This is a genomic window from Microbacterium sp. AC035 (genome assembly GCF_979258485.1).
Genome location: NZ_OZ409858.1, coordinates 814,621 through 839,306 on the forward strand (window position 1 = coordinate 814,621; position 24,686 = coordinate 839,306).

A 24,686-nucleotide genomic window follows, 5' to 3' on the forward strand; every position below is an offset into this window, starting at 1 on the left:
AGACGCGGGTCAGACGAGGATCCCCTGGTCGATCAGGCGCAGTGAGCCTGGAGAAGCCTCGAAACGGTGCACCGAGCCGTTCGCGAGGACCTCGCCCGCCCGCGGCAGCGTGCCGCCGGAGACGTGGTCGATCAGCGATCGGATCACACCCCCGTGCGTCACGACGATCACGGACTCCGCCACCGGTGCCGATCGACGTCGGGCGTCACGCGCGATCGTGTCGAGTGCGACGAGCGCTCTCTCTGCGACTCCTTTCAACGTCTCCGCCCCGGGAACCGGCGACAGCCAATCGCCGTACTTCTCGATGTACTCCGACACGAGCATGCCCTCGCCTTCGCCGAACTCGCGCTCGCGCATGTCCGGCACCAGCACGGGGGAGCCGAGACCCAGGCTCTCGGAGATGATCTCGGCCGTCTCCCGTGCGCGCTTCAGCGGGCTGGCGTAGATCGAGTGGTGCGTGACGCCTTCGAGGAGACCTGCGGCGGTCCGTGCATCCGCGCGGCCCTTCTCGTTCAGAGGGATGTCGGTGGACCCCTGGATCCGGCGTGCCAGGTTCCAGTCCGTCTGGCCATGGCGGATCAGGGTGAGCAGAGTCATTCGAGGAGCTCCTGGATCGCGGGGAGCACATCGCTGGTGCCTGCGGCGATGGTGGCATCGGCCCAGACATCCGCGCGCGTGGGCTCACGGTTGATGATGATGAGCGGGATGCTCCGCCGTCGTGCGCGTTCGACGAGCCGCACGCCGGAGTTGACGACGAGGGACGAGCCGGCGACGATCAACGCGTCGCTGGCTCGGAGCAACGACTCAGCGGCTTTGAAGCGGTCCTGCGGGACGTACTCGCCGAAGAACACGACGTCAGGCTTCAGCATCCCCTCGCATACCGTGCACACGGGGACGATGAAGCCGTCGGTGCTCTCGGGGAGCACATCGCCGTCGGGGTTCAACGCCACGTTCTCGGGGACGGTGATCCATGGGTTCCGCTCTTCGATCTGCACGGCGATGTCGCGACGGTCGAAGACCTGGCCGCATTTCAGGCAGAGCACCCTGCGCATCGTTCCGTGCACTTCGATGACATGGGAGCTGCCTGCTCGCAGGTGCAGACCGTCGACGTTCTGGGTGATCACACCGCTGACCTGGCCCGACGACTCCATCGCCGCGAGGGAGAGATGCCCGGGATTCGGCTGGGCCCGAGCGAACGCCCGCCATCCGAGGTGGCCGCCGACCCAGTAGCGGCGCCGTGCAGCCTCGTCGGCGAGGTACCGCTGGATGGTCATCGGATCGGACCGGTTGCGGGATCCCTCGCCACGGTAGGCGGGGATTCCCGAGTCCGTGGAGATGCCGGCGCCGGTGAGCAGTGCGATCTTGCGACCGCGCAGGAGTTCGGCGGTGCGAGCGATGGTGGCCGACAGTTCGACCGGACTCGATGCGCTCACAGGACCTCCCTGTGCGAGTCTACGGCGTGCGCAGCGTGGTCGATGCGTCGTGGCTCACCGCGGAGTCGGGGATCGAGCGATGGCAGACTGGGGCTCGTGGAACTGCTGCGCGTGACGAATCCGGACGACCGACGACTCGACGACTACCGCGGGCTCACCGACACCGCGCTCCGGACCGTGAAAGAACCGGCCGGCGGGCTGTACATCGCCGAATCGACGAAGGTGATCGCTCGGGCGGTCGCCGCGGGCCATCGTCCGCGTTCCGTGCTCGTGCAGGAACGCCGGGTGGATGACATCGGAGCGATCGTCGGCGACCTCGACGTGCCGGTGTACGTCGTCCCTGACCAGGTGGCCGAATCTGTGACCGGTTTCGCCGTGCACCGGGGCACGATCGCATCGATGCATCGTCCCGTGCTGCCGACGGTGAGCGAAGTGCTCGCTGGCGCCTCGCTCGTGCTGATCCTCGAGAACGTCGGCGATCACACCAACGTCGGCGCGGCGTTCCGTGCGGCCGCCGGCCTCGGAGCAGACGCCGTGCTGGTGTCGCCCGGGGGAGCGGATCCGCTGTATCGCCGCAGCGTGCGCGTCAGCATGGGGACCGTGTTCCAGGTGCCATGGACTCGCATCACGGACTGGGAGTCGGCAGTGGCGGACCTTCACGCTGCGGAGTTCGACGTCGCCGCTCTGGCTCTGCGCGATGATGCGATGACGCTCGACGCCTATGTCGCGAACCGCCCCGAGCGCGTGGCTGTCGTCATGGGCGCCGAGGGCGACGGGCTCTCCCGGACAGCGCTCGACAAAGCGGACACCGTCGTGACGATTCCCATGTCCGGCGGGGTCGATTCGTTGAACGTCGCGTCGGCCGCGGCGGTCGCGCTGTGGGCACTCAGGTCGAGCTGAACGACCCCGAGGGGTGGTCAGTCGGCCTTCGGGAAGATGATCGGGGAGGGCTCGGGGCGCTTGGCCACGACGTGATCGCCGGATGACTCGTGGCGCAGGCGCCGCAGGACCCAGGGAACGAGGTGCTCCCGTGCCCAGCCGAAGTCCTCGGTGCGTGCCTCGCGCCAGGTGCGGAGCGGGATCGTCTCGGGCTGCATGGCCTCGAGCTCGTTGGGCACGTTGAGCGCACGCAGTGCCATGCGGGCGACCTCGTGGTGGCCGAGCGAGTTGTAATGCAGCCGGTCGTCGTCGAAGAACCGCATGTCCTGCACGACCTTCAGCGCCCACTGGTCGGCGACGATGCAGTCATGCCGCTCGGCGATCGCGCGGACGTTCTCGTTGTAGATGGCGACCTTGCCGCGGAAGGCCCGGAAGACGGGGGTGAATGCCGTGTCGACTCCGGTGAAGAGCAGAATGGCGGCGCCCGTCGACGACAGCCGGGCGACGGCATCCTCGAGCTGGGCGGCGATGGCGTCGGGGTCGGTGCCTGGACGGATCACATCGTTGCCGCCGGCGCAGATCGAGATGAGGTCTGGGTGCAGCGCCACGGCGGGCTCGATCTGATCGCGCACGATCTGGGCGATCAGCTTGCCGCGCACGGCGAGATTCGCGTAAGCGAAGTCGTCGACCTGGCTCGAGAGCACCTCGGCGACGCGGTCCGCCCAACCGCGGTGGTCGCCGGGGCGGGAGGGATCGGGATCGCCGATGCCTTCGGTGAACGAATCGCCGATCGCCACGAACCGTCGCCACGGGTGCGAGGTCTCGTTGTCGGCGTGCGTGGTGGGGGTCGAATCCGGGTCTGTCATCCAGCTCTCCTTCACGGACGGACGCTGCCGTAGACGGCGACTGCGCAGTGACCGAGCCTACTCGGGTGCGAACGGCGAGTGAGGACGCGCGCGGGTGAGCGCTCGAGCGTGCCGAGTGTCCGCGGCAGCGATTATCGTTGTCTCGATGCTCTCTCCGTCCTTTCCTCAGCGCGCCCCTTGGGGAACCGCTAACAAGCTGCGCGCGTGGCAGCAGGAGGCGCTCGAGCAGTACTTCCAGGCGGATCAGCGTGACTTCCTCGTGGCGGCGACACCGGGTGCGGGAAAGACGACGTTCGCCCTCACCCTGGCTGTCGAGCTCATGCGCATGGGCGAGGTGAACCGGATCATCGTGGTCGCGCCGACCGAGCATCTCAAGACGCAGTGGGCTGATGCCGCGGCTCGCGTGCACATCCGTCTCGATCCCCGATTCCGCAACAGCCACTGGGCTCCGGCGCGTCACTACCACGGAGCCGTGGTGACCTACGCGCAGGTGGCCGCGAAGTCGTCGGTCCACCGTCATCTGACCGAGGACGCGAAGACGCTCGTCGTCCTCGACGAGGTGCATCACGGCGGCGACGCGCTCAGCTGGGGCGACGCGATCCGCGATGCGTACGGACCGGCCAAGCGCCGACTGCTTCTCTCCGGCACCCCGTTCCGGAGCGACACCGCGCCGATACCGTTCGTCGAGTATCACCCCGACGAGTCCGGTGCCCGGATCTCCCGCACCGACTACAACTACGGCTACGGGCGGGCGCTGGCCGACGGCGTCGTCAGGCCCGTGCTGTTCCACATGTATGCGGGCAAGATGCGGTGGCGCACGAGCAGCGGCGACGAGCTCGAGACGCATCTCGGTCAGGACAACACCAAGGACGTGACCTCGCAGGCATGGCGCACCGCGCTCGATCCCGAGGGCGAGTGGATGCCTGCGGTGCTCTCGGCGGCGGATCGTCGTCTGACCGAGATCAGGCATCATGTGCCGGATGCCGGGGGACTGGTGCTCGCGACGGACCAGACTGTCGCGCGCGCCTACGCCAAGATCCTGCACAGCATCACCGGCCAGCAGCCGACTATCGTCCTGTCCGATGACGCGACGGCCTCCGAGCGCATCGAGAAGTTCAGCAACAGCGAGGATCGCTGGATGGTCGCGGTGCGCATGGTGTCGGAGGGCGTCGACGTGCCCCGACTCGCGGTCGGGGTCTATGCGACGTCCTCTTCGACCCCGCTCTTCTTCGCGCAGGCGATCGGCCGCTTCGTGCGGGCGCGCCGCAGGGGTGAGGCGGCGAGTGTCTTCCTCCCTCAGGTTCCGGTGCTCATGGGGCTCGCCAACGAGATGGACAAGCAGCGCGACCACGCGCTCGATCGTCAGTCGAAGGACGACGATGGTCTCGAGGACTCCCTGCTCGAGTCGGCCAACCGCGAAGACGACGCATCGGACGCGTTGACCCAGGAGTTCAGCTATCAGGCGCTCTCATCGGTGGCGCACTTCGACCGGGTCGTGTTCGAGGGCCAGGAATTCGGTCAGCTCGCCGAGCCCGGAACGCCGGAGGAGGAGGAGTTCATCGGCTTCCCCGGCCTCCTCGAGCCCGAGCACGTGCACGAGCTGCTGATGCAGCGCCAGGCGCGTCAGACCCGTCTGCGGGAGACGAGAGAAGCCGAGGCCGGGCCGACCGAGACGACCACGCTCCCCGCGCCGCTGCATCGCACGCTTCGCGAGCAGCGCCAGCTGTTGAACAGCCTCGTGGGCCTGTATGCCCGTCAGAAGGGCGAGCCGCACGGTGCGGTGCACGCCGAGTTGCGCCGAATCTGCGGTGGGCCTGCGGTCGCACAGGCGACAGTCACACAGTTGCAGTCGCGCATCGACGTGCTCCGCAAGCGCGTCCGGTCCTGAATCCGGCCCTCTGTTCGGAAGCCCGAAAAGCTGGCAATCCTGCTTCCGGTGCGCCCGTGACAGGAGCTCGAAGCTAGCGTTGAACGGTTGCCCCGTCCTCGGGCACCGTCGATCAGGAGACTTCATGACAGCCCCCGCTGCCGCAGAGCCGACCACAGCAGACCGTCGCCGCTGGGCTCGCTACCTCGTGGAAGAACGCGCCGAAGGGCTCGTGTACCAGAAGCTCGCCAGCCGTCGCACGGGGGAGGAGCGCGAGATCCTGCTCAGCCTCGCCGATGCCGAGCGTCGACACGAACAGCACTGGCTCGATCTGCTGGGCGCCGAGCCCGGGCGACTGCCGCGAGCAGGCGTCCGGTCACGCCTGCTCGGATGGATGGCCGGCCGGTTCGGGTCCATCTTCGTCCTCGCGCTCGCGCAGAGCGCCGAGGCCAGATCCCCGTACGACTCAGAGCAGTACGCGACTCCCGCCATGCGCGCAGACGAGAAGGTGCACTACGAAGTGGTCCGCGGCCTCGCCGCGCGTGGCAGACGCCGCCTGTCGGGTTCCTTCCGTGCGGCTGTCTTCGGAGCGAACGACGGCCTCGTGAGCAACCTCGCCCTCGTGCTCGGTATCGGGGCCACAGGTGTGAGCTCCGCTTTCGTCCTGTTCAGCGGGATCGCGGGTCTGCTCGCCGGGGCGCTGTCGATGGGAGCGGGGGAGTTCGTCTCCGTGCGCTCTCAACGCGAGCTGCTGGCGTCGACGGAAGCGAACGAGGACGCCGCGGCGTCCGCTGCCGATCTCGACATCGACGAGAACGAACTCGCTCTGGTCTACCGTGCGCGCGGTATCGGACAGCAGGAGGCCTTCGAGCGCGCACGTCGGATCGTCGATGCCGCACGCGCCGGAGTCGAGCGCACGTCGACAGGGCCGATCCACATCCACGCAGCAGACGACCACGAGATCGTCGGCAGCGACTGGACAGCGGCCATCTCGAGCTTCCTTCTTTTCGCGTCTGGCGCGATCATCCCTGTCCTGCCGTGGATCTTCGGTCTCGAAGGGACCACTGCGGTCATCGTCGCGCTCGTGCTGGTGGGTGTCGCTCTGCTGTCGACGGGAGCGATGGTCGGGATCCTGTCGGGAGGTCCGCCCCTGCGTCGAGCGCTGCGGCAGCTGGCGATCGGTTTCGGCGCTGCGGCTGTCACCTACGTGCTCGGTCTGGTGTTCGGCGTCGGAGCGCTCTGACGCCGACGCCATCCGTCGGCCGGGATTCGAGGAATTCACCTCGAGTTCTGGCCGAGGACACGACAAAGACGCGGGTACGAAGAAGGCCTCGGATATCGTGTGGATATCCGAGGCCTGTCTGTGCGCGGAGGGGGACTTGAACCCCCACGCCCTTACGGGCACTACGACCTCAACGTAGCGCGTCTACCATTCCGCCACCCGCGCAGGTGTTGGATGTTCGTTGCCGAACGAAGATTTACATTAGCACGAGCTTCGAGGCACTCAGAAACCGACGGTGACGCCCGGGCGCGCCACGTCGTTTCGATAGCCTGGACCTCATGACTGACCTGGCTCTCCCCGAGGTGGTTCGCATCGCGAGCGACCTGATCCGATTCGACACCTCGAACTTCGGCGGAGGCAACGCGAAGGGCGAGCGTGAGGCCGCCGAATACGTAGGCGCCTATCTGCAGGATCTCGGCCTGGACGTCGAGTACTACGAGCCGATCCCGCGCCGCACGAACGTCATGGCGCGCGTGCCCGGACGTGATCGCAGCAAGCCGGCGCTGGTCGTGCACGGGCATCTCGACGTGGTGCCGGCGATGGCCGACGACTGGAGCATCGACCCGTTCGCGGGAATCGTGAAGGACGGCATGCTCTGGGGCCGGGGTGCGGTCGACATGAAGAACATGAACGCGATGATCCTGACCGCGGTGGGCGACCTCCTGCGTGCGGGGGAGCAGCCCGAGCGGGATCTGGTGCTCGCGTTCTTCGCCGACGAAGAGAACGGCGGCGTCGAAGGATCGGCGCTCGTCGTGCAGAACCACCCGGAGTGGTTCACGGGAGCGACCGAGGCCATCAGCGAGGTGGGTGGCTATTCGATCACGGTCGACGAGCGCCGCGCCTACCTGCTGCAGGTGGGGGAGAAGGCGCTCATCTGGATCCGCCTGGTCGCCAGGGGGCGTGCGGGCCACGGAAGCCGTCTGCACGACGACAACGCCGTCACGAAGCTCGCCGAGGCTGTGGCGGCCCTCGGACGCACGCGGTGGCCCCTGCGACTCACGCCCACCACCGAGGCGCTGCTGCAGGGCCTGAGTGCGTTGACCGGGCGCTCGGTCGACGACCCCGATGCCCTCGCGGCAGCCGCCGGCCCCGCTGAGGCGTTTCTCCGCTCATCGTTCCGGACGACGACGAACCCCACTGCTCTCACCGCGGGGTACAAGCACAACGTGATCCCGGAGCGGGCGGAGGCATTGATCGACGTGCGGGTGATTCCCGGCACCGAAGACGACGTGCTCGCCGAGCTGCAGCAGATCGTCGGCGACGACATCGAGATCCAGACTGTCGTACGGGACATCGGCATGGAGACGCCATTCGCGGGAGACCTCGTCGACGCGATGGTTGCGAGTCTCGGTCGTCACGACCCGGGAGTGCCGGTCATCCCGTATCTGCTGGGTGCCGGCACCGACAACAAGGCGTTGGCCTATCTCGGGATCACCGGGTACGGGTTCGCGCCCCTCCGCCTGCCTGCCGACCTCGACTTCACCGGTATGTTCCACGGGGTCGATGAGCGAGTGCCCGTAGAATCGCTTGTCTTCGGTCAGCGGGTGCTGGCCGATCTGCTGCGCACGTATTGAGCTCTCTGCTCCGCGTCCGCGCACCACGAATCAGAAAGCTCCTCCATGCACTTGTTCGAAGCGCTCATCCTCGGCATCGTCCAGGGACTGACCGAGTTCCTCCCGATCTCCTCCAGCGCCCATCTGCGCATCCTCGGCACCTTCCTGCCGTCCGGCGAAGACCCTGGCGCGGCGTTCACCGCCATCACGCAGATCGGCACAGAGGCGGCGGTGGTGGTGTTCTTCTGGCGCGACATCGTCCGCATCATCGCGCAGTGGTTCCGCTCGCTGACGGGCCGGGTTCCGCGAAGCGATCCGGATGCTCGGATGGGGTGGATGATCATCATCGGCAGCATCCCCATCGTGGTGCTCGGACTGCTCTTCCAGGATCAGATCGAGACGGTCTTCCGGTCGCTCTGGATCGTCGCGATCATGCTGATCGTGTTCGGCATCCTGCTGGGCATCGCCGACCACGTGGGTGCGAAGCGACGGAAGCTCGATCAGCTCACCTATCCGCACGGCATCGCCTACGGCTTCGCGCAGGCGCTCGCGCTCATCCCCGGCGTGTCGCGCTCAGGCGGGACGATCACGATGGGGCTGTTCCTCGGTTACGAGCGGGCGGCAGCCGCACGCTATGCGTTCCTCCTGGCGATCCCGGCCGTGTTCGGCAGCGGCTTCTACCAGGTGTTCAAGAGCTGGGACGAGCCCTCGTTCTTCTCCTTCGGAGACACTCTCGCGGCGACAGGCATTGCATTCGTCGTGGCCCTCGGAGTGATCGCGTTCTTCATGAACTACATCTCGAAGCGCAGTTTCCTGCCGTTCGTGATCTACCGCATCCTGCTGGGAACGGTGCTCCTGGTCCTGCTCGGCACCGGATTCATCGCGGCATAGCAGAGCGCCCCGGAGCTCCGAGCTCAGCGCTTGTGGTCTCCGGGGCCGTCGCCGCGACGCTTCAGATAGCGCTCGAACGCCTGGGCGATCGCGTCACCCGAGGCATCGGGGGAGTCCCACGTGTCGCGCGTCTGCTCGAGCTGTCGGATGTACTCCGTCATGTCCTCGTCATCGGCGGCGGCGGCGTCGATCGACGCCTCCCATGCAGCGGCCTCTGTGCGCAGGTGATCGCGGGGGACGTCCACTCCGGTCAGCTCCTCGAGCCGGTCCAGCAGCGCGAGGGTCACCTTCGGTGACGGAGTGGCCGACGCGACATAGTGCGGGACGCTCGCCCAGAGGCTGGCGGTCGGGATGCCGGCGCTCTCGGCGAAGTGCTCGAACACGCTGAGGATGCCGACCGGCCCCTCGTAGAGCGAGCGCTCGAGGCCATGAGCCTCGCGGACCTGCTCGTTCTGGCTCGAGGCGAAGATCGAGATCGGTCGAGTGTGGGGCACATCCGAGAGCATCGCGCCGAGGGTCACGAACCCGGTGATGTCGTCGCGAAGGGCGACGTCGATGAACTCCGCCGCGAACGACTGCCAGGTGCGCGCGGGCTCCACTCCGGTGAGCACCCAGAACTCGGGGCCGGGCCCGGGGTCGCGCGGACGCCACAGCCCGGCTTCGGGCCAGGTCAGCTGACGCCGGCCCTCGGCATCCATCTTCGTGGCAGGGCGGGTGTACTGATAGTCGAAGTACAGCTCCGGGTCGATGGAGTGCACGAGGTCGTAGTCTTTCGCGGAACGCAGCGCGGCGACCGCGCCGCTCGCGGCCTCACCCGCGTCGTTCCAGCCATCGAAGGCGACGATGACGATGCGTGAACCGAGGACATCCATCGTGGGCTCCCTTCGCCAGTTCCGGATCGGTATCCCTCCAGGCTAGTCCGACGGCGCGGGGACCGGGCGGAGCCACGGGTAACATGGTTCGGTGAGCAGACAGCCCCGCGCGATCCTCTGGGACATGGACGGAACACTCGTCGACACCGAGCCGTATTGGATGGCAGCCGAGACGGCGCTTGTCGAATCGTTCGGCGGAAAGTGGACCCACGAGGACGCTCTCCAGCTCGTCGGCAACGGTCTCATCGACAGCGCGATCATCCTCCAGAACGCGGGTGTCGACATGGATGCCGAGTCGATCATCTCGCTCCTCACCGATGGAGTGCAGCATGCGCTGCGGACGCAGGGCGTGCCGTTCCGCCCCGGTGCCCGCGAGCTTCTGCAGGATCTGAAGTCGGCGGGGATCCCCACCGGCCTCGTCACGATGTCGTTGCGTCGCATGGCTCTGAGCGTGGTCGACCTGATCGAGTTCGAGGCCTTCGACATCGTCGTCGCGGGCGACGACGTGACCCACCCCAAGCCCCATCCCGAGCCGTACCTGCACGCTGCGTCGTCGCTCGAGATCGATATCACCGATGCCGTGGTCATCGAGGACTCTCCGACCGGACTCCGCGCGGGCATCGCCTCCGGCGCCGTCGCTCTCGGCGTGCCGCACATCGTCTCCCTCGACGACGTCGGGGCGCACGAGCTCTGGCCGAGCCTCGAGGGTCGCACCGCCGCCGATCTGATCGAACTCTTCGACCGCAAGACCTCCATGACGGGAGCCACCCGATGACCGATATCACCTCACCGCGGCCGAGCGGGCCGTTCAGGGAGGGCGATCGGGTGCAGCTGACCGGGCCCAAGGGACGCCTGCACACCGTGACCCTCCGCGAGGACGGGGAGCTGCACACCCATCAGGGAGTTCTCCGGCACCGGGACCTCATCGGGCTTCCCGACGGTTCGGTGGCCGCGAACAGCTCAGGGCACGAGTACCTCGCCCTGCGGCCTCTGCTCCGTGACTTCGCGATGTCCATGCCACGCGGTGCGGCGATCGTCTACCCGAAGGATGCGGCGCAGATCGTGATGCAGGCCGACATCTTCCCCGGCGCCGTCGTGGTCGAGGCGGGCGTCGGATCAGGTGCCCTCTCGCTCTCCTTGCTTCGGGCCATCGGTCCGGTCGGGCGTCTGGTGTCATTCGAGCGCCGCGAGGACTTCGCCCAGGTCGCGCGCGGGAACGTCGAGACCTTCTTCGGAGAGACACCCGACACCTGGAACGTGGTTGTCGGGGACCTCGCGGATGCGCTTCCGAGCGAGTTCCCCGCGGGCTCGGTCGATCGCGTCGTCCTCGACATGCTCGCACCGTGGGAGTGCATGGACGTCGTCGCCGACGCGCTCACCCCCGGTGGCGTCGTGCTCTGCTACGTGGCGACAGCCACCCAGCTGTCGCGGGTCGCCGAGTACATCCGCGGCACCGGGCTGTTCACCGATCCGGAGGCATCCGAGACGATGGTGCGAGGCTGGCACGTCGAAGGACTCGCCGTCAGGCCCGATCACCGCATGGTGGCTCACACCGGGTTCCTGCTCACGGCACGTCGGCTCGCACCGGGTGCCGTAGCTCCCCAAGTGAAGCGCAGGGCTTCGAAGAGCAGCTACGGCGATGCGGATGTCGACGCGTGGACCCCCGGCGCCGTCGGCGATCGGGAGATCAACGACAAGAACCTCCGCAAGAGAGCCAGGGAGGCGGCCAAGGCCGCCGAAGGGGCGCGTCTTGCATCCGGTTCGCGCGAATCCGAGCCACCGACGGAATAGACTGGAGCGCGTGCGTAAAACGTCCGCCGTTCTGGCCACCCTCAGCCTCGCCGTCCTCACTCTGACCGGGTGCGCTTCGGCGCCTTCGTTCGCCGGGGAAGCCTGCGATCGTGCGGCCGCGTCGACCGCGTCCGTCAAGGATTCGGTGTCCGTGGACGGCGATCTGGGCGAAGCTCCCGACGTCACGGTCTACAGTCCGGTCAAGGCGGACGAGACCTCCTTCGCCGACGTGATCACCGGCGAGGGGAACACCCTCACGTCGACTTCGCAGCCCATGGTGCTCGACATCGCCTTCTACGGCGGAGAGAGCGGCGAGAAGCTGTACGAATCCGAGTTCAACGGCGACCCGAGCCGGGTGCACAGCATCTCCTACTGGGCTGAGCGGTCGGCCGGGCTCGAGACGGTGCTCGAGTGCGCCACCGGCGGCAGCCGGATCGTCGCCGTGCTGACACCCGAGGACTTCGGCGAAGCCAATGTCGAGGCATTCGGACTCGCGAAGGACGAGAACGTCGTAGCGGTCGTCGACCTGCAGGACGTCTATCTGGCACACGCCGAAGGAGCGTCGCAGTTCAACGACGCCCGTGGCCTGCCGACCGTGGTTCGTGCTCCCGATGGAACCCCGGGTGTGATCATCCCCGACAGTGATGCCCCCAAGGAGACCGTGACCCAGACTCTCATCAAGGGTGATGGCGCGAAGGTCGAGAAGGATTCGACGATCGTGACCAACATCATGGCCCTGGGCTGGGACGACAAGACCGTCACCTCGAGCAGCTGGGGTGCGGAGCCCAACATCGGTCCGGCTGCGAAGGAGCTCGTCGGAGCGACCGTCGGGTCGCAGCTGCTCGTCGTCGTGCCGGAAGCCGACGGCACCCCGGCGACCGCGATCGTGGTCGACATCCTGGGCATCGTTCCCGTCCCGGAGCAGTGATGGCTGCCCGTATTCCCGCGGAAGAGCGTCTGACGAACCTCGTCGTGGCGCTCATGGCCACGGAGATCGGGCTCACCAAGCAGCAGATCCTGGACAACGTGTCGGGCTATCGTCAGCGTGCCGACGCGGGAGTGCGCTCCGACGCGCTCGAGAAGATGTTCGAACGCGACAAAGACGAACTGCGCACTCTCGGCGTCCCGGTCGAGACGATCGGCGACCAGGCCGATCCCAACGACCTGCGCGAAGCCCGTTATCGTATTCCGCAGGCGGAATACGATCTTCCGAGCGATATCGAGTTCACCGCGGCGGAGCTCGCCGTGCTGCAGCTGGCCGGCAGCGTCTGGAGCGCCGAATCCGCATCGGGCGATGCCAAGGCCGGCGTGCGCAAGATCCGGGCGCTCGGGATCGACGGCGACGAGCCGATCATCGGCTTCGCGCCAAGGATCACCGCTCGCGATGCCGCATTCCCGCAGCTGCAGGACGCGATCGAGAAGAGTCGAGTCGTCGTCTTCGACTACCTCAAGCCGGGGGAGGACGCTCCGCGCCGTCGGAGCATTCGTCCGCTCGCTCTCGTCGACTACGAGGCGAGATGGCATGTCTTCGGCGTCGACGTGGACATCGAGGAGGATCGCATGTTCCTGCTCAGCAGAATCGTCGGCGACGTCAAGATGACAGCGAAGGCCTTCGACCCGTCCCTGCGCGAAGGAGCCGGCGAGCGTGCACTGAGCGGTCTCGATCGCGTCGCGTCTCAGAACTCCGCGCTGCTCGAAGTCACCCCTGGAACGGAGGCGTCGCTGCGTCTGGGCCGCCGCGCGACGCCGGCGGCACCCCAGGGCATCCTCGTTCCCTTCGTCGACCTGCACATCTTCGCCGATGAACTCGCCTCGTACGGTCCCGAGGTGCGCGTGGTCGAGCCCGTGGCGCTCCGCTCCGCCGTCGTCGATCGCCTGACCGCAGTCGTCGCGAAGAACTCAGAAGCAGGGGAGGCGCGATGAGCACCCCGTCCAAGCCGCTGCTCGCGGCCGACCGCGTACGCGTCTACCTCACGCTCGTTCCCTATCTGCTCGAGCACGGTCAGGTCTCCCTCGCTGAGGCGGCCGCGGAGTTCGGGGTGACCCCGGCGGAGATGCGTCAGATGGTCGAGAAGCTGACCGTCATCGGACTGCCGGGTGACTCAGGTTTCTGGCAGCAGCCACAGGAGATGTTCGACATCAACTGGGACCTCCTCGACGAAGAGGACGTCATCGAGATCACGAACGATGTCGCGCTGCGACGGGTTCCGCGCTTCACCGCCCGCGAGGCAGCGGCTCTGCTCGCAGGTCTGCAGATGGTCGCGGCCGTGCCGGCGGTCTCCGACTCCGGACTCGTCAGCGGTCTCATCTCGAAGCTCTCGCGCGGTGCGGCAGACGCTCCGGCAGAGGTGGTCGTCGCGCCGAGCGCCGTCGACGAGGTGCGCCAGGTCGTCTCACGGGGTGTGCAGAACGGCGTCGCCGTGTCGTTCACCTATCAGGCACCCGATGCCGCGCCCACGACGCGCACCGTGGATCCGGTGCAAGTGTTGATCACCAACGCGCAGTGGTATCTGCAGGGCTGGTGCCATATGCGGCAGGCGATGCGGACGTTCCATCTGGATCGGGTGAGCGACGCGCATCTGACCGAGATCCCGATCACCCATGCCGGAGACCACGTCCCTGAGGCATTCGCGGCCGTCGAGGACGAGGGCGAGGTTCGAGTTCGCGTGCCCGAGCGGATGGCGCCACTGCTCGGAGACTTCCTCACCGCCGACAACGCGGACGTGAGCGACGGGATCGTCACCGTGCGGCTGCACCTCGCCGACCCCCGGGGAGTGAAGCGACTGGCGGCGAAGTTCGGCGGAGCCCTCGAAGTCGTGGACCCCGGCGTCGCCCGCACCGCAGCGCGAGAATGGGCTGCTGCGGGACTCGCCCTGTATCGCCACCCTGACGGCGACAACGCCCGGTAGACTTTCACAAACGACGAAGGAGAATCATGGGCGCTTTCGGTTGGCCACATCTGCTGATCATCCTCGCCGTCATCCTGCTGCTCTTCGGTGCGGCGAAGCTGCCGGCACTCGCGAAGAGCCTCGGTCAGTCCGCCCGGGTCTTCAAGGGCGAGATGAAGGCGATGAAGAACGAGGACGCGACTGACGCCGCGAACCCCGCATCCCCGACCCCCGCGACTTCGGTCGCAGACACGACGGTGACGGCTCGCGACACGGATCCGGGTCAGCCTCCTCGATCCGCATAGTTCGTGTCCGCTCTCGAATCCGCCGACCAGGAGACGCCGGGCCGCGACAGGCGGATGTCTCTCGGCGCGCATCTGGTCGAGCTGCGACGGCGACTCTTCATCGCGGCCGGTGCGCTCGTGGTCGGGATGATCATCGCGTTCGTCATCACCGGGCCCGTCATCGATCTGCTGTCGATCCCGATCGCCGCCATCGCCGAAGAAGAAGGCCGTGAGTACGTCGGTCTCAACTTCACGACCGTGACCAGCGGGTTCGATCTGCGCATGCGCATCGCCTTCGCCATCGGACTCCTCATCTCCGCACCGGTGTGGCTCTGGCAGGTATGGGCATTCGTGATGCCGGGGCTCACCAAGAAGGAGACCCAGTACACCTGGGGGTTCCTGGGGGCAGCCATCCCTCTGTTCTTCGGCGGGTGCACAGTCGCCTTCTTCGTCCTGCCACACGTCATCGAGATCATGGCCTCGTTCGTGCCCACGGGCATGGCGCAGTTCTTCGACTACGCGACGTATTACGACTTCGTCTTCAAGTTCCTGCTGGTGCTCGGCATCGCCTTCGTCCTCCCCGTCTTCCTCGTCGCGCTCAACCTTGCGGGCATCGTCTCGGGCAAGGAGATCCTCAAGGGCTGGCGCGTGGCGATCCTCGTCTGCACGATCTTCGCGGCGGTCACCACGCCGCCCGCGGATGTCTTCTCGATGCTGCTGCTGATGGGGTCGATGATCGTGCTCTACTTCGCGGCGACATTCATCTCGATGCTGTTCGATCGGCGCAAGCGCAAGGCTGACGCGGCCGCGGGCATCGAACCCGTGAGCGCATGAGCTCGCCGGCAGAACGGTACGCCGCGGCTCGCGAAGCCGCGGGGCATCCGGCGACCATCGGCTTCGCTGCCAACCAGAAGTTCGAGCTCGACCCGTTCCAGATCGAAGGGTGCCATGCGCTCGAGGACGGGCGGAGTGTGCTGGTCGCGGCGCCGACGGGTGCGGGAAAGACGATCGTCGGGGAGTTCGCGATCCACCTCGCGATGCAGACGCCGAGCGACAAGGCCTTCTACACGACGCCGATGAAGGCGCTCTCGAACCAGAAGTTCCGCGAGCTGGTAGACGTCTACGGGGCCGACGATGTGGGTCTGCTGACCGGCGATACGAACATCAACGGCAACGCCCGGATCGTCGTCATGACGACCGAGGTGCTGCGCAACATGATCTACGCCGATTCCGCGGCGTTGCGCGACCTCCGGTATGTGGTGATGGACGAGGTGCACTACCTCGCCGACAGGTTCCGTGGGGCCGTGTGGGAAGAGGTCATCATCCATCTGCCGCAGCAGGTGCGACTGGTCTCGCTGAGTGCCACGGTCTCGAATGCCGAGGAGTTCGGCGACTGGCTCGACACGGTTCGCGGCGACACCGAGGTGATCGTCTCGGAGATCCGACCGGTGCCACTCGAGCAGCATGTGCTGGTGCGCGACGACCTGCTTCCGCTCTTCGACGACCGCGCGGGAATCGCGACAGCGCAGGTGAATCAGGAGCTGATGCGCATCCGCTCCTTCACCGGTTCCAACTATGAGAACAACCGCGAGGCGCAGTCGTATCGCAGCAATCGTCATGCCGGACGGCAGGCGCAGCGTCCGCCTCGCGGAGGACGTCGACCCGTCCGCTCGGCGAACGTGCGACGGATCGAGCGCATGGACCGCCCCGATGTTGTGCGGTTGCTCGAGCAGGCGAACCTTCTGCCGGCGATCTTCTTCATCTTCAGCAGGGTCGGCTGCGACGCGGCGGTCCAGCAGGTGCGCAGATCGGGTGTCCGGCTGACATCGACCGAGGAACGGGCCGAGATCCGCGCCATCGTCGAGGACAGAACCCGGTCGCTGCAGGACGAAGATCTCGGAGTTCTCGGTTATTGGGACTGGCTGGAGAACCTCGAACGCGGCGTGGCCGCACACCACGCCGGGCTTCTGCCCGCCTTCAAGGAGGTGGTGGAGGAGCTCTACAAGCGCAAACTCGTGAAGGTCGTGTTCGCGACCGAGACGCTGGCGCTGGGCATCAACATGCCTGCGCGCACCGTGGTGCTCGAGAAGATGGAGAAGTTCAACGGCGAGGCCCGCGTGGCGATCACCTCGGGGGAGTACACGCAGCTCACCGGACGAGCCGGGCGACGCGGCATCGATGTCGAGGGCCATGCCGTGGTCCAGTGGACCGAGGGGATGGATCCGCAGGCGGTCGCTGCACTCGCCTCGCGACGCACCTATCCGCTCAACTCGAGTTTCCGTCCGACCTACAACATGGCCGTCAACCTGATCGATCTGTTCGGCAAGCAGCGGGCTCGCGAGGTGCTCGAATCGTCCTTCGCTCAGTTCCAGGCGGATCGGGCCGTCGTCGGACTCGCCCGTCAGGTGCGCGAGGCGGAGGAGTCCCTCGAGGGCTACAAGGCGGCGATGGTCTGTGACCATGGTGACTTCCTGGATTACGCCTCGATCCGTCGAGAGCTCAGTGACCTCGAGAAGAAGAACCGCCAGGACTCGAACGCTCCCCGGGCGTCGCGCGACAAGCGCATGAAGCAGATCCAGGGTCTGCGCACCCGGATGCAACGTCACGGTTGTCACCGTTGTCCAGATCGTGAATCCCACGCCCGCTGGGCCGAGCGCTACTGGAAGCTCAAGCGGCAGAACGACCGTATCCGTCGTCAGATCGAGACGAGGACCGGAACTGTGGCTCGTGTCTTCGACCGCGTCGTCGAGGTGCTCGAGACCCTCGACTACCTCCATCGAGACGAGGATGACGAGACCACCCTCACCGAAGCCGGCCGGACCATGCGTCGCATCTACGGGGAGCGTGACCTGCTGGTCGCCGAATCTCTGCGGCAAGGGCTGTGGAGCGGTCTGGATGCACCCTCGCTCGCCGCGATGGCCTGCTGCCTCGTCTACGAGCCACGCCGCGACGAGGCGAACTCGGGCGAGCGCGATCTGCCACGGGGGGCTTTCCGCGCGGCGTACGAGAAGACCACGACGCTGTGGGCCGAGCTCGACGACCTCGAGAAGGATCACCATCTCCCGGGTTCCGAGCCGTTGGCCGCCGGTCTCGCCGGAGCCATGCACTCATGGGCCCGTGGCGGGATGCTGGATCGCGTCCTGGTCGACGCGGACATGGCCGCAGGAGACTTCGTGCGCTGGGCCAAACAGACCATCGACCTGCTCGACCAGCTCTCCATCGTCGCCGAGGACGGTGCGCTGGCGCGCAATGCGCGCGTCGCTCTCGATGGTGTGCGCCGCGGCATCGTCGCCTACTCCTCGATGTGAGAACGGGACCCATGCCTGATTCCCGAGTGCGACAGCGCCCTCTTCTACCCCTTTCGCTCGCCCTTCCAGCCGCCGCGGCGGCTGCCCTCCTGATGGATCTCGCCTACCCGGACACCGCGGTGTGGGCGCTGGCGTTCCCGGCCACCGCGCTGCTGCTCGTCGCGCTGATCGGCCGTCGGGCCGGAGGCGCGCTCGCGGTGGGACTCGTCTACGGTGTGATCTTCTTCGGACTCCTCGTGTCGTTCACATCGCGCTATCTGGGGCCGCTGCCCTGGGCCGCGCTGAGCGTCCTCGAAGGCGTTCTCACGGCAGCGGCCTTGATCCTGACCACCCTGGCCTATCGCTGGATCCCCAAGGCCTTCCCGAGCGCCTGGGTGCGGCTCCTGCTCCTTCCGGTCGTCGTGGCCGCCCTGTGGGTCGGGCGAGAGCTGTTCGTCGGCTCCTGGCCCTACGGAGGCTTTCCCTGGGCACGGCTGGGCATGAGCCAGGCCGAGAGTCCGCTGGCCCCCATCACCTCGTGGGTCGGCGTCAGCGGTCTCAGCTTCCTGATGGTGTTCCTCGTCGCCCTCGTCATCCAGGTGGTTCGCGAACGTGCTTGGCGCCGCCCGACCGCGCTGATCGCACCGGTCATCGTCACGGTGGCCCTGCTGGTCACTCCTCTGTTCCCCACGACAGTCAGCGGGTCTATGCGCATCGCCGCCGTGCAGGGGAACGGGCCGAGCGGGTATTTCGACGAGCGCGAACCGTACTCGCTCATCGACGCGCAGACAGACGCGACCGAACCGCTCTACGGCGAGGACGTCGACCTTCTGGTCTGGCCCGAGGGATCGCTCGACTACGACCCGTTCCAGTCGGATTCGCTGACGCGGAGGATGAGCGCGATCGCCTCGCGGATCGGCGCGCCGCTGCTTGCCAATGCCGCGACGGAACGTGAAGGTCTGTTCTACAACACGTCGATGCTGTGGACGCAGGACGGCGCCGACGGCCAGCTGCATGACAAGCGGCATCCGGTTCCCTTCGGCGAGTATGTACCCGACCGCCCCTTCTTCAACGCCCTCGCCCCTGACCTGATCGGTCTCATCCAACGCGAGTACACGCCGGGCACGAATCCACCGGTCATCGATGTCGACGGAGTGAAGGTCGGGCTGGCGATCTGCTTCGACGTGATCTACGACGACGTCATCAACGAGGGGATCGGAGACGGCGCGGAGGTGCTCGTGTTCCAGACGAACAACGCCGACTTCCGTGGAACCGATGAGAACCTGCAGCAGCTCGCTTTCGCGCGGATGCGCGCGATCGAGACGGGGCGCAGCGTGGTCAACATCTCGACCGTCGGAACCAGTCAGGTCATCCGACCTGACGGGTCGACCGTCTCGAGTCTGGATGCGGGAAAGGCCGGAGCGCTGCTCGAGGATGTCGAACTGCGCTCCGGCCTGACCGCTGGAATGGTTCTCGGCCCCTGGATCCAGCAGATTCTGCTGTGGGGCGGGTTGGGCGCGCTGGCCTTCGGGTGGTTGCGCGCCCGCCGGCGCTAGGCGCCGATCTTCTCGCGGGTCGGGTCTTCGCCCGCACCGCGGCGCGCGCGGATGAAGGCGAGTCGCTCTTCGAGGAGCTCTTCGAGCTCCGCGCGGGTGCGACGCTCCAGGAGCATGTCCCAGTGCGTGCGTGCGGCCTTCTCGTCGGTGGCGTCGAGCGTGACGGCCTGGCCGTCGACGTTCAGGCGGGCGTCCGCTCCGCAGGCACGGCATTCCCAGGTCTGGGGCGGCTCTGCGTCCGCCGAGAACATCAGGTTCGTGACATGGCCGCAGGTGTCACAGATGTAGGTGGTTTCACGGCGCTCCATGAAAACGACGCCCTCTTCGCTCTGTAGGCTCTGGGCGCCGAGTCGGATGCCGCGTAGGCTGCGATCTGCCATTGTGTGGTCCTCTCGTCGCTGTCAGGTATAACGCTCCAGCCTGTGCGCTTCATCCACGCGAGCGGATTCTCGGCGCGATTCACAGCGGAATCCCAGCGCCGCAGCGTAAAGGCGGCGTGGCGCGATCAGCGGCCGACTGTGGCCAGGGCGACGTCGGCGCGGTCGGTGACGATCCCGTCTACGCCGGCCTCGACGAGCCGTCGCATCGAGCCGGCATCGTTCACGGTCCACACGTGGACCTCGACGCCGCGTCGATGCGCGGCGCGCAGCAGGGACGTGGTGAGGATCTTCACTCCGCGATGACGCTCGGGGATCTGCAGGACGTCGATGTCGCGCAACGCCCGGCCGGGGGAGAGGCGGACGGCCGAGAGCGCGCTGACGGCGGCGATGGTGCGGCTGCCACCCGAGGTGGCCGGTCTGAGAGCGGCACCGGCCCGGAGCACGGATGCGATCGTGGCGCGACGGTCGGCATCCGAGAAGCTGGTCACGAGCACACGATGCGTGTGGTCTGCGAGGATCGGGCCGAGGGGCTCGGCGGCCTCGGTCGTCTTCACGTCGATGTTGAAGCGTGTCGTCGGGAACGCGGCCAGTGCTTCCGCGGCGGTGAGGAGTCCGCCGTGGTCGGCGAAGACCCTGGCGAGCTCACGTGTGCGCACATCCCGCACGGGTCGGGGATCACCGACAAGGCGCTGCAGCGTCGCATCGTGGAACAGCACGACGTCACTGTCGGCCGTCATCCGGCAGTCCGTCTCGATGTACTCGGCACCGGCGGCGTGAGCCGCTGCGAAGGCCGCTGCCGAGTTCTCCCAGACGCCGGAGTCCTCGCCCGCCGCGGTGATCAGACCGCGGTGGGCGAGGACTCTGGGGTGGGCCGCCTTCTCGAAGTAGGGGTGCGTCACGCGCCCGGGTAGTTCGTCGGAGGCTGGCCGGGCTTCGGCGTGAACGCGGAGCCGATGCCCTTGAGAGCTTCTGTCAGTTCGCTCGGGATGATCCAGAGCTTGTTCGACTGCCCCTCGCTGATCTTCGGCAGCATCTGCAGGTACTGGTAGGCCAGCAGCTTGTCGTCCGGCTCGCCCTGGTGGATGGCGGTGAAGACGTTCTGGATCGCTTCGGCCTCACCCTGTGCGCGCAGCACAGCGGCCTGCTTGTCACCCTCTGCGCGGAGGATCTCCGCCTGCCGCGCGCCCTCGGCCTCGAGGATCGCCGACTGCTTCGTTCCCTCAGCCGTGAGGATCGCCGCGCGCCGGTCACGCTCGGCGCGCATCTGCTTCTCCATCGAGTCCTGGATCGAGATCGGCGGGTCGATCGCCTTCAGTTCCACTCGGCCGACGCGGATGCCCCACTTACCCGTCGCCTCGTCGAGCACGACGCGGAGCTGGCCGTTGATGTTGTCGCGGCTGGTGAGAGCCTCTTCGAGGTTGAGACCACCGACGACGTTTCGGAGCGTCGTCGTCGTGAGCTGCTCGACGGCGCCGAGATAGTTCGCGATCTCGTACGTCGCAGCCCGGGCATCGGTCACCTGGAAGTAGACCACGGTGTCGATCGAGACCACCAGGTTGTCCTCGGTGATCACAGGCTGCGGCGGGAAGGACACGACCTGCTCGCGCATGTCGATGAGGGGCCGCAGCCGATCGATGAAGGGCACCAGGATGTTGAGTCCCGGCATCAGCGTCTTGTGATACCGGCCCAGACGCTCGACCACCCCGGCGGTGGCCTGAGGGATGATGCGGATGGACCGAGCCAGCGTGACCACCACGAAGATGATGATCGCGATGACGAGGATCCACCCGATCGCTGCGGGAATGAACGATGCATCGTCCAAGAGGTTCTCCTAGTCGTTGACGGGACGGACGGTCGCGGTCGCGCCGTTGATCGCGATCACTGCGATCGGTGACCCCTGGGGGATCGGCACGGCCCCGGCGGTGCGGGCGGTCCAGGTGTCGCCATTGCTCAGCTTCACCTGGCCCGAGATCTGGGTGATGTCCTGCAGCGCGGTGCCGCGCAGGTCGAGCAGCGCTTCGACGTTGGACTTGGTCGGGTCCTCACCGCGATGCAGGCGTTTGATCAGCGGTGGACGGAGGAAGAGGATGAAGAGCGCGGCCGCCGCTGCGGCGATCAGCACTTGCACCCACACCGGGATCCCGAGGAAGTCGGTGACGAGTCCGACGACGCTGCCGAAGCTCAGCATCAGGAAGGTGAAGTCGAGAGTCAGCATCTCGATCACGAGGAAGATGGCGATCAGGATCAGCCACCCGATCCATGCCCATTGGTCGATGAACTGTACGAATGTCGCGAAGTTGTCCATGCGGCCTCCTTTGCGGTCAACCTATCACGCAGCGCGAGCCCGGTCCCGGCTCGACGGGGTCGGCTTGATAGTCTGAAACCGCCGTGTCATCACGGCGATTCACGCATCAGAGGAGTCACCGTGACCGACGTTCTTCCCGCAGGTTCTCTCGAGGGCAAGGTCGCCCTTGTCACCGGCTCGTCACGAGGGATCGGGGCGGACACCGTGCGCTACCTCGCTGAGGCCGGCGCCGACGTGGTCATCAACTTCCGCAACAAGGCGCCGCGCGCCGAGAAGCTCGCCGGCCAGCTGCGCGAGCTCGGACGACGTGTGCTCGTCGTCGGCGCGGATCTCACGGATCCCGCGTCGGTCGGTGAGATGTTCGATGCGGTGAAGGCCGAGTTCGGTCGCCTCGACGTGCTGGTTCTCAACGCATCCGGGGGCATGGAATCCGGGATGGCGGAGGACTACGCCCTGACGCTCAACCGCGATGCGCAGCTCAACGTCCTCGACGCGGCTGCCCCTCTGCTCGGCGACGGGTCCCGAGTCGTGTTCGTCACGAGCCACCAGGCGCACTTCATCCGCACCACGCCGACGATGCCGGAGTACGAGCCGGTCGCGCTGTCGAAGCGCGCCGGCGAAGACGCGCTCCGGGAGCGCATCCCGGCTCTCGCGGAGAAGGGCATCGGATTCACCGTCGTCTCGGGCGACATGATCGAAGGCACGATCACGGCGACGCTGCTCGAGCGTGCGAATCCCGGCGCGATCGCCGAGCGCCGCGAATCCGCAGGCAAGCTCTACAACGTCTCGGAATTCGCGGCAGAGGTCGCACGCGCGGCGGTCGATGCTGTGCCTGCTGACAACACCCGCCTCGTGGGTGATGTGAGCGCCTTCGCAGCGGAGTGAATCGCTGAGACGAACGCAGAGAGCCCCGTCCGGACGGACGGGGCTCTCTGCGTTGCGAGGAGAGTCAGATCGCGGAGTCGGCCTTCGCCGAGGCCACGAACTCCTTCGCGTCCTTTCCGAGGGTGATCGCGCGGACGATCTGCACGATTCCGAGGACGACGAGAGAGATGCCGAGAACCAGCCAGAGGACCGCCGCTGCGTACAGCGGGGAGAAGAGCACGACGATGCCGGCGATGATGCTGAGGAGCGCGTAGAGCAGCGTCCACACCCGCGAGCCGTCTCGGCCGAGGAGAGACAGCGCCACCACTCCGTCGACGATCCAGCTGATGCCGATGAAGATGACGACGACGAGCGCGAGCGTCGCAGCGGCGACGCCGAGGTTGGCGAACGCGATGACGCCGGCCACGATGTAGACGAGGCCGAGCACGATGTGCCCCACTCGAGCCCAGCCGCCCTTGACGCGCGAGAAGATGCCGAGGCCGACATAGACGAGGCCGGCGATCACGAGGTAGGTGGCGAAGATGCCGGTGACGATGACGGCGGACTTGGCAGGCCAGACGAGCAGGACGATGCCGGCGATCAATGCGATGGCGCCGGAGACCGCGAGGACGACGCGGATGGACTTGAACAGAGATTTCGCTTCGGTAGCGAGGGGATCAGTCATGGTGGGGGACCCTTTCTGAGAAAATCCTGTGAGGGATGCTGACAGAGTAGCGCTGTCCGGGGCGAGATTGGGGAAGCTGATATCGATATGTCGTGGGAGTTCACACTCGGATACGAGAGGACATGCGAAAATCGTGAGGTGAACCCGGACGACGATGCGCGGCTCCGCGAGCTCGTCGTGATGCGCAGAGTGCGGGATCGCATCGATCGCGACTACGCCACGCCCCTCGACGTCGAGGCGCTCGCGCGCGGCGCGCACATGTCGGCGGGGCACCTCAGCAGGCGCTTCAAAGAGACCTACGGCGAATCGCCCTACTCCTATCTGATGACCCGTCGGATCGAGAGGGCCATGGCGCTGCTGCGTCGTGGCGATCTCAGCGTCACCGAGGTGTGCTTCGAAGTGGGATGCTCCTCACTCGGCACCTTCAGCTCTCGATTCACCGAGCTCGTCGGTGTCCCACCCCGCGTGTATCGTGAGCGCGCAGCCGATGTCGAGGGAATTCCCACCTTCCAGGCGAAACACGTCATCAGACCGATCAGGAATCAAGAAGCACCGCGCACCGATGCGCATCTAACGTGAACCCATGAACATCAGCATCCACTACGCATTCCTCCCACACACCGACGCCGAGGCCGCCCTCGGCTTCTACCGAGATGCCCTCGGTTTCGAAGTGCGCAACGACGTCGGCTATGACGGCCTGCGATGGCTCACTGTCGGTCCGCAAGGGCAACCAGGGACTTCGATCGTGCTGCACCCGCCGGCCACGGACCCCGGTATCACCGACACCGAACGCCAGACGATCCTCGAACTGATAGCCAAAGGAAGCTACGGCGCGCTGACGCTCGCGAGCGACGATCTCGACGCCGTGTTCGAGCGGCTCGTCGACAGCGGTGCCGACGTGGTCCAGGAGCCCATGGACCAGCCATACGGGGTGCGCGACTGCGCGTTCCGCGACCCCGCGGGCAATCTGCTCCGAATCAACCAGGCCGGCTGACGCCGGTCC

General features: G+C 66.8%; 26 protein-coding genes and 1 tRNA gene. 17 read left to right on the forward strand and 10 right to left on the reverse strand.

Annotated features, from left to right (window positions below):
* Positions 1-9: 9 nt before the first annotated feature.
* Positions 10-597, reverse strand: a complete 588-nt coding sequence (locus tag ACZ0AA_RS03900; protein WP_400860397.1) for a histidine phosphatase family protein — start codon at positions 595-597, stop codon at positions 10-12.
* A complete protein-coding gene (locus tag ACZ0AA_RS03905) occupies positions 594-1,433 on the reverse strand; it encodes a Sir2 family NAD-dependent protein deacetylase (RefSeq protein ID WP_400860395.1) in 840 nt (279 codons plus the stop codon). The genes ACZ0AA_RS03900 and ACZ0AA_RS03905 overlap by 4 nt, the downstream gene beginning before the upstream one ends.
* Positions 1,434-1,529: 96 nt before the next feature.
* Between ACZ0AA_RS03905 and ACZ0AA_RS03910 the strand changes: the two genes are divergently transcribed.
* Positions 1,530-2,333, forward strand: coding sequence for a TrmH family RNA methyltransferase (locus ACZ0AA_RS03910; protein WP_400860393.1), 804 nt, complete (start codon positions 1,530-1,532; stop codon positions 2,331-2,333).
* A gap of 17 nt (positions 2,334-2,350) precedes the next feature.
* Here ACZ0AA_RS03910 and ACZ0AA_RS03915 read toward each other — a convergent pair whose 3' ends face one another.
* Entirely contained in the window at positions 2,351-3,178 is an 828-nt protein-coding gene (locus ACZ0AA_RS03915; protein WP_400860392.1) for an SGNH/GDSL hydrolase family protein, read from the reverse strand.
* A gap of 145 nt (positions 3,179-3,323) precedes the next feature.
* Here ACZ0AA_RS03915 and ACZ0AA_RS03920 point away from each other — a divergent pair, with 145 nt between their 5' ends.
* Both ACZ0AA_RS03920 and ACZ0AA_RS03925 read left to right on the forward strand, forming a co-directional pair.
* Positions 3,324-5,066, forward strand: a complete 1,743-nt coding sequence (locus ACZ0AA_RS03920) for a DEAD/DEAH box helicase (RefSeq protein WP_042536686.1) — start codon at positions 3,324-3,326, stop codon at positions 5,064-5,066.
* Positions 5,067-5,190: 124 nt separating this feature from the next.
* Positions 5,191-6,288, forward strand: coding sequence for a VIT1/CCC1 transporter family protein (locus ACZ0AA_RS03925; RefSeq protein ID WP_463512188.1), 1,098 nt, complete (start codon positions 5,191-5,193; stop codon positions 6,286-6,288).
* A gap of 121 nt (positions 6,289-6,409) precedes the next feature.
* On the opposite strand, the gene ACZ0AA_RS03930 is transcribed toward ACZ0AA_RS03925, so the two are convergent.
* A tRNA-Leu gene (locus ACZ0AA_RS03930) sits at positions 6,410-6,492 on the reverse strand.
* 113 nt (positions 6,493-6,605) lie between these two features.
* Between ACZ0AA_RS03930 and ACZ0AA_RS03935 the strand changes: the two genes are divergently transcribed.
* Complete coding sequence (locus ACZ0AA_RS03935; RefSeq protein ID WP_463512189.1) at positions 6,606-7,901, forward strand: M20/M25/M40 family metallo-hydrolase; 1,296 nt, start codon at positions 6,606-6,608, stop codon at positions 7,899-7,901.
* Positions 7,902-7,946: 45 nt separating this feature from the next.
* A complete protein-coding gene (locus ACZ0AA_RS03940; protein WP_463512190.1) occupies positions 7,947-8,771 on the forward strand; it encodes an undecaprenyl-diphosphate phosphatase in 825 nt (274 codons plus the stop codon).
* A 23-nt stretch (positions 8,772-8,794) separates the two neighbouring features.
* Here the strand turns inward: ACZ0AA_RS03940 and ACZ0AA_RS03945 are convergent, their stop codons facing one another.
* Positions 8,795-9,643, reverse strand: a complete 849-nt coding sequence (locus ACZ0AA_RS03945) for a PAC2 family protein (RefSeq protein ID WP_400860387.1) — start codon at positions 9,641-9,643, stop codon at positions 8,795-8,797.
* Between the two features lie 124 nt (positions 9,644-9,767).
* On the opposite strand from ACZ0AA_RS03945, the gene ACZ0AA_RS03950 reads away from it, so the two are divergent.
* The 9 genes from ACZ0AA_RS03950 to lnt are packed head-to-tail and all read left to right on the forward strand — an operon-like array spanning position 9,768 to position 19,449.
* On the forward strand, positions 9,768-10,418 hold the full coding sequence (locus tag ACZ0AA_RS03950) for an HAD family hydrolase (protein ID WP_463513817.1): 651 nt from the start codon (positions 9,768-9,770) through the stop codon (positions 10,416-10,418).
* A complete protein-coding gene (locus ACZ0AA_RS03955; protein ID WP_463512191.1) occupies positions 10,415-11,434 on the forward strand; it encodes a tRNA (adenine-N1)-methyltransferase in 1,020 nt (339 codons plus the stop codon). The genes ACZ0AA_RS03950 and ACZ0AA_RS03955 overlap by 4 nt, the downstream gene beginning before the upstream one ends.
* 10 nt (positions 11,435-11,444) lie before the next feature.
* On the forward strand, positions 11,445-12,362 hold the full coding sequence (locus tag ACZ0AA_RS03960; protein WP_400860381.1) for a hypothetical protein: 918 nt from the start codon (positions 11,445-11,447) through the stop codon (positions 12,360-12,362).
* Complete coding sequence (locus ACZ0AA_RS03965) at positions 12,362-13,357, forward strand: helix-turn-helix transcriptional regulator (RefSeq protein WP_400860380.1); 996 nt, start codon at positions 12,362-12,364, stop codon at positions 13,355-13,357. The genes ACZ0AA_RS03960 and ACZ0AA_RS03965 overlap by 1 nt, the downstream gene beginning before the upstream one ends.
* Complete coding sequence (locus ACZ0AA_RS03970) at positions 13,354-14,343, forward strand: helix-turn-helix transcriptional regulator (RefSeq protein WP_463512192.1); 990 nt, start codon at positions 13,354-13,356, stop codon at positions 14,341-14,343. The genes ACZ0AA_RS03965 and ACZ0AA_RS03970 overlap by 4 nt, the downstream gene beginning before the upstream one ends.
* Positions 14,344-14,369: 26 nt before the next feature.
* Positions 14,370-14,627: a Sec-independent protein translocase subunit TatA gene (tatA, locus tag ACZ0AA_RS03975; protein ID WP_463512193.1), complete on the forward strand. Its 258-nt coding sequence runs from the start codon at positions 14,370-14,372 to the stop codon at positions 14,625-14,627.
* A gap of 54 nt (positions 14,628-14,681) precedes the next feature.
* Positions 14,682-15,440 (forward strand): twin-arginine translocase subunit TatC, encoded by a 759-nt coding sequence (gene tatC / locus ACZ0AA_RS03980; RefSeq protein ID WP_400864577.1) that lies wholly within the window; start codon positions 14,682-14,684, stop codon positions 15,438-15,440.
* Positions 15,437-17,914, forward strand: a complete 2,478-nt coding sequence (locus tag ACZ0AA_RS03985; protein WP_400860374.1) for a DEAD/DEAH box helicase — start codon at positions 15,437-15,439, stop codon at positions 17,912-17,914. The genes tatC and ACZ0AA_RS03985 overlap by 4 nt, the downstream gene beginning before the upstream one ends.
* Before the next feature lie 11 nt (positions 17,915-17,925).
* Positions 17,926-19,449: an apolipoprotein N-acyltransferase gene (lnt, locus tag ACZ0AA_RS03990; RefSeq protein ID WP_463512194.1), complete on the forward strand. Its 1,524-nt coding sequence runs from the start codon at positions 17,926-17,928 to the stop codon at positions 19,447-19,449.
* Here lnt and ACZ0AA_RS03995 read toward each other — a convergent pair.
* The 4 genes from ACZ0AA_RS03995 to ACZ0AA_RS04010 form a co-directional block, all read right to left on the reverse strand.
* Positions 19,446-19,829, reverse strand: coding sequence for an RNA polymerase-binding protein RbpA (locus ACZ0AA_RS03995; protein WP_042536672.1), 384 nt, complete (start codon positions 19,827-19,829; stop codon positions 19,446-19,448). The two genes, lnt and ACZ0AA_RS03995, sit on opposite strands and share 4 nt — an antisense overlap.
* A gap of 125 nt (positions 19,830-19,954) precedes the next feature.
* A complete protein-coding gene (locus tag ACZ0AA_RS04000; protein WP_463512195.1) occupies positions 19,955-20,728 on the reverse strand; it encodes a glycerophosphodiester phosphodiesterase family protein in 774 nt (257 codons plus the stop codon).
* Positions 20,725-21,651 (reverse strand): SPFH domain-containing protein, encoded by a 927-nt coding sequence (locus ACZ0AA_RS04005; protein WP_400860370.1) that lies wholly within the window; start codon positions 21,649-21,651, stop codon positions 20,725-20,727. The genes ACZ0AA_RS04000 and ACZ0AA_RS04005 overlap by 4 nt, the downstream gene beginning before the upstream one ends.
* Before the next feature lie 9 nt (positions 21,652-21,660).
* On the reverse strand, positions 21,661-22,134 hold the full coding sequence (locus ACZ0AA_RS04010; RefSeq protein ID WP_400860368.1) for an NfeD family protein: 474 nt from the start codon (positions 22,132-22,134) through the stop codon (positions 21,661-21,663).
* 120 nt (positions 22,135-22,254) lie between these two features.
* Between ACZ0AA_RS04010 and ACZ0AA_RS04015 the strand changes: the two genes are divergently transcribed.
* Positions 22,255-23,019 carry an SDR family oxidoreductase gene (locus ACZ0AA_RS04015; protein WP_463512196.1) on the forward strand — a complete coding sequence of 255 codons (765 nt, stop codon included), beginning with the start codon at positions 22,255-22,257 and terminating at the stop codon, positions 23,017-23,019.
* Between the two features lie 64 nt (positions 23,020-23,083).
* On the opposite strand, the gene ACZ0AA_RS04020 is transcribed toward ACZ0AA_RS04015, so the two are convergent.
* Positions 23,084-23,683, reverse strand: a complete 600-nt coding sequence (locus ACZ0AA_RS04020) for an HdeD family acid-resistance protein (RefSeq protein ID WP_400860364.1) — start codon at positions 23,681-23,683, stop codon at positions 23,084-23,086.
* A gap of 180 nt (positions 23,684-23,863) precedes the next feature.
* Between ACZ0AA_RS04020 and ACZ0AA_RS04025 the strand changes: the two genes are divergently transcribed.
* Complete coding sequence (locus ACZ0AA_RS04025; RefSeq protein WP_400864574.1) at positions 23,864-24,262, forward strand: helix-turn-helix transcriptional regulator; 399 nt, start codon at positions 23,864-23,866, stop codon at positions 24,260-24,262.
* A gap of 4 nt (positions 24,263-24,266) precedes the next feature.
* Positions 24,267-24,677 (forward strand): VOC family protein, encoded by a 411-nt coding sequence (locus ACZ0AA_RS04030; RefSeq protein WP_463512197.1) that lies wholly within the window; start codon positions 24,267-24,269, stop codon positions 24,675-24,677.
* Positions 24,678-24,686 lie beyond the last annotated feature (9 nt).

Excerpts from the sequence above, each read along its gene's own strand:
- ACZ0AA_RS03995 (WP_042536672.1), bottom strand. The coding sequence starts at position 19,829 with ATGGCAGATCGCAGCCTACGCGGCATCCGACTCGGCGCCCAGAGCCTA.
- ACZ0AA_RS03925 (WP_463512188.1), top strand. The coding sequence starts at position 5,191 with ATGACAGCCCCCGCTGCCGCAGAGCCGACCACAGCAGACCGTCGCCGC.
- ACZ0AA_RS03950 (WP_463513817.1), top strand. The coding sequence starts at position 9,768 with ATGGACGGAACACTCGTCGACACCGAGCCGTATTGGATGGCAGCCGAG.
- ACZ0AA_RS04025 (WP_400864574.1), top strand. The coding sequence starts at position 23,864 with ATGCGCAGAGTGCGGGATCGCATCGATCGCGACTACGCCACGCCCCTC.
- ACZ0AA_RS03915 (WP_400860392.1), bottom strand. The coding sequence starts at position 3,178 with ATGACAGACCCGGATTCGACCCCCACCACGCACGCCGACAACGAGACC.
- ACZ0AA_RS03945 (WP_400860387.1), bottom strand. The coding sequence starts at position 9,643 with ATGGATGTCCTCGGTTCACGCATCGTCATCGTCGCCTTCGATGGCTGG.
- ACZ0AA_RS03940 (WP_463512190.1), top strand. The coding sequence starts at position 7,947 with ATGCACTTGTTCGAAGCGCTCATCCTCGGCATCGTCCAGGGACTGACC.
- ACZ0AA_RS03955 (WP_463512191.1), top strand. The coding sequence starts at position 10,415 with ATGACCGATATCACCTCACCGCGGCCGAGCGGGCCGTTCAGGGAGGGC.
- tatA (WP_463512193.1), top strand. The coding sequence starts at position 14,370 with ATGGGCGCTTTCGGTTGGCCACATCTGCTGATCATCCTCGCCGTCATC.
- ACZ0AA_RS03900 (WP_400860397.1), bottom strand. The coding sequence starts at position 597 with ATGACTCTGCTCACCCTGATCCGCCATGGCCAGACGGACTGGAACCTG.
- tatC (WP_400864577.1), top strand. The coding sequence starts at position 14,682 with ATGTCTCTCGGCGCGCATCTGGTCGAGCTGCGACGGCGACTCTTCATC.
- lnt (WP_463512194.1), top strand. The coding sequence starts at position 17,926 with ATGCCTGATTCCCGAGTGCGACAGCGCCCTCTTCTACCCCTTTCGCTC.
- ACZ0AA_RS03965 (WP_400860380.1), top strand. The coding sequence starts at position 12,362 with ATGGCTGCCCGTATTCCCGCGGAAGAGCGTCTGACGAACCTCGTCGTG.
- ACZ0AA_RS04010 (WP_400860368.1), bottom strand. The coding sequence starts at position 22,134 with ATGGACAACTTCGCGACATTCGTACAGTTCATCGACCAATGGGCATGG.
- ACZ0AA_RS04020 (WP_400860364.1), bottom strand. The coding sequence starts at position 23,683 with ATGACTGATCCCCTCGCTACCGAAGCGAAATCTCTGTTCAAGTCCATC.
- ACZ0AA_RS03920 (WP_042536686.1), top strand. The coding sequence starts at position 3,324 with ATGCTCTCTCCGTCCTTTCCTCAGCGCGCCCCTTGGGGAACCGCTAAC.
- ACZ0AA_RS03935 (WP_463512189.1), top strand. The coding sequence starts at position 6,606 with ATGACTGACCTGGCTCTCCCCGAGGTGGTTCGCATCGCGAGCGACCTG.
- ACZ0AA_RS04030 (WP_463512197.1), top strand. The coding sequence starts at position 24,267 with ATGAACATCAGCATCCACTACGCATTCCTCCCACACACCGACGCCGAG.
- ACZ0AA_RS03985 (WP_400860374.1), top strand. The coding sequence starts at position 15,437 with ATGAGCTCGCCGGCAGAACGGTACGCCGCGGCTCGCGAAGCCGCGGGG.
- ACZ0AA_RS03970 (WP_463512192.1), top strand. The coding sequence starts at position 13,354 with ATGAGCACCCCGTCCAAGCCGCTGCTCGCGGCCGACCGCGTACGCGTC.